Source organism: Pseudomonas sp. NBRC 111127 (genome assembly GCF_001320345.1).
GTDB lineage: Bacteria > Pseudomonadota > Gammaproteobacteria > Pseudomonadales > Pseudomonadaceae > Aquipseudomonas > Aquipseudomonas juntendi.
This window is the reverse complement of record NZ_BCBD01000219.1, coordinates 1-7,537: the sequence shown is the minus strand read 5'-3', so window position 1 is coordinate 7,537 and position 7,537 is coordinate 1. Positions and strand designations below refer to the sequence as shown.

The following is a 7,537-nucleotide window of genomic DNA, read 5'->3' as shown; positions in this document are numbered from 1 at the left end:
TTGCTCGGCCTTCAGCCTGCCTGGGCGAGATCTCCGGCGGACGGATTAACGGCGGAGCTTCGCCGCCTTTCGTGCGTGTGAAGGCCGAAGATAGTTCTCTCAAAAACATCCGTTTATGAGAGATACCAAATGTCATTTTCAGAAGACGACTGCACCAGTTGATTGGGCGTAATGGCTGTTGTGCAGCCAGCTCCTGACAGTTCAATATCAGAAGTGATCTGCACCAATCTCGACTATGCTCAATACTCGTGTGGGCTCTGTTGCAAAAATCGTGAAGCTTGAGCATGCTTGGCGGAGATTGGACGGACGGAACGATGACGGATTTCAAGTGGCGCCATTTCCAGGGTGATGTGATCCTGTGGGCGGTGCGCTGGTATTGTCGCTATCCGATCAGCTATCGCGACCTTGAGGAAATGCTGGCGGAACGCGGCATTTCGGTCGACCATACGACGATCTATCGCTGGGTCCAGTGCTACGCCCCGGAGATGGAGAAGCGGCTGCGCTGGTTCTGGCGGCGTGGCTTTGATCCGAGCTGGCGCCTGGATGAAACCTACGTCAAGGTGCGGGGCAAGTGGACCTACCTGTACCGGGCAGTCGACAAGCGGGGCGACACGATCGATTTCTACCTGTCGCCGACCCGCAGCGCCAAGGCAGCGAAGCGGTTCCTGGGCAAGGCCCTGCGAGGCCTGAAGCACTGGGAAAAGCCTGCCACGCTCAATACCGACAAAGCGCCGAGCTATGGTGCAGCGATCACCGAATTGAAGCGCGAAGGAAAGCTGGACCGGGAGACGGCCCACCGGCAGGTGAAGTATCTCAATAACGTGATCGAGGCCGATCACGGAAAGCTCAAGATACTGATCAAGCCGGTGCGCGGTTTCAAATCGATCCCCACGGCCTATGCCACGATCAAGGGATTCGAAGTCATGCGAGCCCTGCGCAAAGGACAGGCTCGCCCCTGGTGCCTGCAGCCCGGCATCAGGGGCGAGGTGCGCCTTGTGGAGAGAGCTTTTGGCATTGGGCCCTCGGCGCTGACGGAGGCCATGGGCATGCTCAACCACCATTTCGCAGCAGCCGCCTGATCGGCGCAGAGCGACAGCCTACCTCTGACTGCCGCCAATCTTTGCAACAGAGCCTCCGTCGCCATGCTCACCTCGCTTTGGTGCACACGAGTATTGAGCATAGTCGAGATTGGTGCAGATCACTTCTGATATTGAACTGTCAGGAGCTGGCTGCACAACAGCCATTACGCCCAATCAACTGGTGCAGTCGTCTTCTGAAAATGACACAGGCTGACATCCAAACAGGACGCCCTAGTCCGGGGGTGACTCGCAGAAATTGCCCTCTTCCTGTAGACTGTTGCGGCCATTGAGTTACTAAAGACACTCGATAAGACCTCATGCTTACCCTGCAAAACATGATCTGGCTGCCTACGCCGCCATAGCGCTTCGCCCCCCGCATCATCTGTGACTGCTTGCTCTGCCAGCGGTCGCGTTCTGCTGTGCTTTAGGTTTTAACACCCGCCACAGCTCCTCTACATCCGACAATTTGACCTCGTATCGACCAGCTGCACATGGCCTGCGCCATGCTGTTCTGCGCGATCCATTGCCTTGGGAATTCTGATGCTCCACTCGTTAAAACAAACCTGGTTATCCAACATCCGTGGCGACATCCTCGCCGGTATTGTGGTCGCACTGGCCCTAATCCCTGAAGCCATCGCCTTCTCGATCATTGCCGGCGTCGACCCCAAGGTCGGCCTGTACGCCTCTTTCTGTATCGCCGTGGTTATCGCCTTTGTCGGTGGTCGCCCCGGAATGATCTCGGCCGCAACCGGTGCAATGGCACTGCTGATGGTGACCCTGGTCAAGAACCATGGTCTTGAATATCTGCTGGCCGCCACGCTGCTATGTGGCGTGCTACAAATCGCTGCTGGCTACCTGAAGCTCGGATCGCTGATGCGCTTCGTCTCGCGCTCGGTGGTGACCGGTTTCGTCAATGCACTGGCGATCCTGATTTTCATGGCTCAGCTGCCCGAGCTGACCAATGTCACCTGGCACGTCTACGCCATGACAGCCGCAGGCCTCGGCATCATCTATCTGTTCCCCTATGTCCCCAAGATCGGCAAGCTCATCCCATCGCCGCTGGTGTGCATCATCGTGCTGACCGCCGTCGCCATGTCGGTTGGGCTGGATATCCGCACGGTCGGTGATATGGGTGAACTGCCGGATACGCTACCGATCTTCCTCTGGCCTGACGTGCCGCTGACATTCGAGACGCTGGCCATCATCTTCCCTTATTCGGCAGCACTGGCTGTGGTCGGTCTGTTGGAATCGATGATGACCGCGACCATTGTCGACGACCTGACCGACACCTCCAGTGACAAGAACCGCGAGTGCAAGGGTCAAGGCGTGGCCAACATTGCTTCGGGCCTAATCGGCGGTATGGCAGGTTGCGCGATGATTGGTCAGTCGATCATCAACGTTAAATCCGGCGGTCGTTCTCGTCTGTCCTCCCTGGCCGCAGGCGTATTCCTGCTACTGATGGTGGTATTCCTCGGCGACTGGCTGAAGCAGATCCCGATGGCTGCGCTGGTGGCAGTGATGATCATGGTGTCCATCGGCACCTTCAGTTGGGATTCGCTGCGCAACCTGAAGAAGCACCCGTTGTCGACCAACATTGTCATGGTCGTCACCGTGGTGGTCGTGGTCGCCACCCACAACCTTGCCTTCGGCGTGTTGGCCGGCGTACTGCTGGCCGCGATGTTCTTCGCCAACAAGGTTGGCCATTACATGGCGATCAGCTCTTTGCTGGACGAAGCCGGCGAGCATCGTAGCTATAACGTCACCGGCCAGGTGTTCTTCAGCTCGGCAGACAAGTTCGTCGCGGCCTTCGACTTCAAAGAAGCCCTAAACAAGGTAACCATCGACCTGAACCGTGCTCACTTCTGGGATATCACCGCCGTTGCCGCTTTGGACAAAGTGGTCATCAAATTCCGCCGCGAAGGCACCGAAGTTGAAGTGCTGGGCCTCAACGAAGCGAGCGCCACTATCGTGGATCGCTTCGGTGTTCACGATAAACCCGACGCCATTGATCAACTCATGGGCCACTAAGAAGGAGAACAACAATGACCCAAGTAATTGCCTGTATAGACGCTTCCGCCTCGGCTCCAGCCGTGTGCGACTACGCGGCCTGGGCCAGTCTGAGCCTGGAAGCCCCGCTGACCTTCCTGCATGTGCTGGATCAGCGCCAGTACCCGGTTACGGCCGATCTGAGTGGCAATATCGGCCTTGGCAGCCGCGAGCATCTGCTCGATGAGCTTGCTTCCCTGGATGAACAGCGTGGCAAGTTGGCCCTTGAACAAGGGCGGATCATGCTTGCGGCCGCAAAAGAGCGGGCCATTAAGGATGGCGTGGCCGCGCCGGAGTCCAAGCAACGTCATGGCGATCTGCTGGAAAGCCTGCAAGAGCTGCAAACCGAAACGCGCCTGCTGGTCATCGGTCGCCAGGGCGAATCTAGCGGTGGTCTGAGTCAGCATGTCGGAAGCCAGCTGGAGAGCGTGATCCGTATCATGCACCGACCGATTCTGGTCACCCCGGCCAACTTCCAAAAGCCTGAGAGCGCGATGCTCGCCTTCGATGGCGGCGCTACTACCCGCAAGGGTGTGGAGATGCTGGCGGCCAGCCCCCTGCTGAAGGGGCTGCCGATCCACCTGGTCATGGTTGGGCCCGTGAGCGACGAATCGTCGGCGCAGCTGGACTGGGCGCAGAAAGTGCTGCTCAACGCCGGATTCACTGTTCGCGCCGAGGCCCTGAACGGCGAGATAGAGCCTACCCTCCACGCCTATCAGAAAGAGCATGGCATTGATCTGCTGGTGATGGGGGCCTATGGCCATTCACGTATCCGGCAGTTCCTGGTCGGTAGCACCACGACCAGCATGCTCCGCACCACCACCAGTCCGTTGTTACTGCTGCGTTAATGTCCATGGACGACGCCCTGGATCTTGCCCATTTCAAGACCCTGCTGGAACAGCGGGCTGCCGAGCTGGATCAATTGCTGGAAGACGCTGAGTCTCGCTCGCAATCGGTAGAGCTGGATCAAAGCAAGGTAGGGCGTCTGTCGAGAATTGATGCACTCCAGCAGCAAGCAATGATGGCTGGTGTAACCAATGCGGCGAGTTGATCGCCTCGGGCCGTCTGGAGTTCGATCCGGCCACGCCATTGTGCATCACCTGTGCGAGTCGCACCGAGTCGGATTGAAATCGTCACGACTCGTGGCGTCAGCCCAAATAACGAGGCTCCTAATGTATTTGATGGCTAAAAACTGGCTGAGCCGAACACGGAAAGCAAGCGCTTGGATGTGGGCACTGCTGTGCCTTGTGTTGCTCACCGTATTCCAAGTCCGCACCCATCACCTTGATGATCGTTTGTACTTCTGGATAAAGACCAGCTGGCACACCGACGATTGGCAGGAGCGCTCTGTGTGGCTGCCTGGCTATCGGGTTGAACTGGATGCTAAGGCGGTCCCCGGTGTGGACAACAATCTTTCGGGTCTGACCTTTGACCCTGACCTAAACCTGCTGTGGGCAGTCACCAACGGCCCAAACGAACTATTGGCCCTTAGTCGTGACGGTGATGTGGAAAGGCGTTACAACCTGGATGGCTTCCACGATGTGGAGGCGGTCTCCTATGCCGGCAACGGCCAGCTGGTAATCGCCGAGGAGCGCCGGCAGAGCCTGGTTATTGTGGATGTCCCCATCGCCGAAGACGGTAAGCTTTCTCCCGATCGTTCATTGAGCCGGGACCAGTATCCAGCTCTGACCCTGGCGCTTGGCAAGGAGGACAACAAAGGCCTTGAAGGGCTCGCCTACGACCTGAAAGGTGATCGCTTGTTTGTGACCAAGGAGCGTGACCCTCGCCAATTGCTGGAAGTGGGCGGCCTTCGTGCCAGCCTGGCAGGAGGTTTTTCCCTGCACGTGCGCGACCTGTCCAACTTGGTAAAGGACAAGGTATTTGCCACTGACTTGTCTTCGGTCGTCTTCGACCAACAGAGTGGCCATCTCATACTGCTCAGCGACGAGTCGAAACTGCTGATTGAAATGACCGATGAGGGCAAGGTGGTGAGTTTCCGTTCCTTGGCGAGGGGTTTTGCTGGTTTGCTGAAAGGCATACCCCAGGCCGAAGGCGTAACCATCGATGATGAAGGGTATTTGTACGTGGTCAGTGAGCCAAACCTGTTCTATCGCTTTACCCGTGAACCAGATTGACCAGCCAACAAGCTACTGTCGGGCGTGGTCGGGACACTTGAGCTGTTAGCGTACGATTTTTTCCGAATTCTGCGGGCTCCCCAACAAGCGCGGGAGCAGTTTGAGCACTACCAGGCATCGGTCGCGCAACAACGCAGCGACGAGCGCCAGGCCACTGAGCAACGCCAGCAGCGCCTGGAACACGAATTGGCAGCGCTCCGGCAGCGTCTGCTCGCGCAGCAAACCCGCCTGGGCGAACTGCAGGCGCAGGAACAACGCCTGGTGCAGGACCATGATCGTCTAGAGAGCACCCTGCTCACGACGCAAGCGACGCTCGCGCAGAGTCAGATTGCGCATGAACACGTCTTACTTCAATTCACCGACTTGCAACAGTCGCATCAGGCACTGGAGCAGCGCCATGGCCAAGGTGAGCAGCGTTTGGCTGAGACGCGGACTTACCTGGCCGTCAATGAACGGGAGCGAAGCCTGCTGGCGGAACGCTTAAGCCAAACTGAAAGCCAATTGAGCCAGTTGGCCACAGAAAAGCAGCTTCTCGTGCAAGACAACGCGGTGCTGTCAAGCCAGCTCGCAGAGTCCAGAGCGATGAAGCCGAAGACTTGTTGACCGAAAAAGGCGCCTACCTCAGGCGCCTGAAACCATCCTCCAAACCAAAGGAGCCAAACAGGAGGACAGTGGAGCAATCAACTCTTCAATACACAGCCTGGCTGGAAACCAAGGTCGTAGATGAGGAGAGTCGCCATGCGTAACGCCATTACCTACACCGTCCTTGCTACCTTCATAGCCCTTGGAACTGTTGCCACGGGATTTGCCGAACAGGCCAAAGCCCCCGCCCAAAGCAGTGCCGAGACAAATAAGGGTGAGGACATGCACATGATGGACGGCAACCATATGCCGATGATGGACATGCAGGAAATGTCCAAGATGATGAAAAACTGCAATACAATGATGGAGAACATGAACCAACACATTGGAATGGAGTCCCCGAAGGGCGATAGCAAGGCACAATAGCGATCTGGTTCACGTCGGCCGTCTCCGTCCCTCGCCGGTGTGCGCCCCGACACGGAGGCCGACCTTGCCGCTCCAGATATCGTTCTCAAAACTGCCGAGGAGCTGCTTCCCCTCATCGACGGCCTTGTAGTAATTCAAACCACCGACCAAGGCGACATCATCTGCAAGCGGGTAGCTCCAGGTAGTGCCGGTATAGTATTGGTTTCAGGCATCCTTGAGACAACTGGTGTAAAGGCTGAAGCCAAGGTTGTCGTTGGGTGTGTAATCACCGCCGACTATCCACGGAGAGCCGACTTCGCCTGCGTAGAAGGTTGCAAAATCATCCCGCATGCTGCTGGAGCTGGGTTGGCTCATCGCGTGCAGGCGTCCGCCCTGTAGCACCAAGCCCTCGACACTGGTGTTGTATGCGGTGACGCCGCGGAAGCTTTCCGGAAGCAGTCGCGAATCGCCGTACTGCACGACAGGCGTGACAGGGAAGACATCGCCTACTTTGATTTCAGTGTCCAGGAAACGGGTCTTTACGGCGCCGCCGAGCTTGGAGTAATTGTCCTCGGCCTGGCCGAGCCCGACTCGAATCGGCCTATGACTCCGTGGGCCCATTCTTCCGAGTAGCCATTTCCTGTACTGCTGGACTGGCCTTTGCGAAAATCACGGTTGAAGTAGAAATTTCGATTGAGGATGCTCAGGCTGCTGCCTTCGATGAATCCCTCGCCTTTTTCCTCGGCGGCCATTGCAGCCTGCGCAGCGCTGATGCTCAAGACGATCTGAGAAAGTCCCAACAGGGCCTTGTTGTTCATAAACGCTCTTGATGTTTTGGCAGATTTTTCATTGTGCGGTTGTGTATATGCCGAAGCGCGCCGGGCATAGCCGGGTGCGCTTCTTACATACTTCCACATGCAAAATAACGTCAGGGTGACGTGAAAATTACTTTTCCGTCAGCAACACGTCAACAATGCTCAGTGCTGGCTCCTGCAGTCCGTTCCTGATACGCGGTACTCCAGAATATGCAGGTTTCCGCTCGAATCCTCGTAGGTCATTTGCGCAGGCATCACATCGCAGTTGCCATTGGTCGACGTGACGTGAATGACCTTGGCGATGTCGAGCTTCATGCCATAGCGGTAGTGAGTGACTTCTGGCGGGTTCTTGCCTTGGGCGCTAGCGTATTCGCGCATGGATTGCTCGTTGGCCTGGATCATCTTACCGTACAGGCGATCGGAACTGCCATCGGCCCATACGGTGGATGACAGCAGAGTCGCACTCACTATCAGC

7 protein-coding genes and 2 pseudogenes are annotated in these 7,537 nt (G+C 57.2%); 7 read left to right on the top strand and 2 right to left on the bottom strand.

Annotated elements, in window-relative coordinates:
- The first annotated feature begins 314 nt into the window (after positions 1 to 314).
- From APH30_RS25375 to APH30_RS25340, 7 genes and pseudogenes are all read left to right on the top strand, one after another.
- A complete protein-coding gene (locus tag APH30_RS25375; RefSeq protein ID WP_001389365.1) occupies positions 315 to 1,079 on the top strand; it encodes an IS6-like element IS6100 family transposase in 765 nt (254 codons plus the stop codon).
- Between the two features lie 540 nt (positions 1,080 to 1,619).
- Positions 1,620 to 3,107, top strand: a complete 1,488-nt coding sequence (locus tag APH30_RS25370) for a SulP family inorganic anion transporter (protein WP_011645024.1) — start codon at positions 1,620 to 1,622, stop codon at positions 3,105 to 3,107.
- 14 nt (positions 3,108 to 3,121) lie between these two features.
- Positions 3,122 to 3,973 (top strand): universal stress protein, encoded by an 852-nt coding sequence (locus APH30_RS25365; RefSeq protein WP_011645025.1) that lies wholly within the window; start codon positions 3,122 to 3,124, stop codon positions 3,971 to 3,973.
- Positions 3,973 to 4,253: pseudogene (locus APH30_RS25360) on the top strand (TraR/DksA family transcriptional regulator). Before APH30_RS25365 ends, APH30_RS25360 begins: the two are co-directional and overlap by 1 nt.
- A 44-nt stretch (positions 4,254 to 4,297) precedes the next feature.
- Positions 4,298 to 5,260: an SdiA-regulated domain-containing protein gene (locus tag APH30_RS25355; RefSeq protein WP_011645027.1), complete on the top strand. Its 963-nt coding sequence runs from the start codon at positions 4,298 to 4,300 to the stop codon at positions 5,258 to 5,260.
- Positions 5,261 to 5,284: 24 nt separating this feature from the next.
- Positions 5,285 to 5,863: a hypothetical protein gene (locus APH30_RS29350; protein ID WP_153575891.1), complete on the top strand. Its 579-nt coding sequence runs from the start codon at positions 5,285 to 5,287 to the stop codon at positions 5,861 to 5,863.
- A gap of 135 nt (positions 5,864 to 5,998) precedes the next feature.
- The gene (locus APH30_RS25340) at positions 5,999 to 6,268 is read left to right on the top strand and encodes a hypothetical protein (protein WP_033979952.1); all 270 of its coding nucleotides are present in this window, start codon (positions 5,999 to 6,001) and stop codon (positions 6,266 to 6,268) included.
- A gap of 36 nt (positions 6,269 to 6,304) precedes the next feature.
- Here the strand turns inward: APH30_RS25340 and APH30_RS25335 are convergent.
- Both APH30_RS25335 and APH30_RS25330 read right to left on the bottom strand, forming a co-directional pair.
- A pseudogene (locus APH30_RS25335) lies at positions 6,305 to 7,065 on the bottom strand (OprD family outer membrane porin); the annotation flags it as partial.
- A gap of 159 nt (positions 7,066 to 7,224) precedes the next feature.
- Positions 7,225 to 7,536, bottom strand: coding sequence for a DUF2790 domain-containing protein (locus APH30_RS25330; protein WP_054914087.1), 312 nt, complete (start codon positions 7,534 to 7,536; stop codon positions 7,225 to 7,227).
- Between the last annotated feature and the right edge of the window lies 1 nt (position 7,537).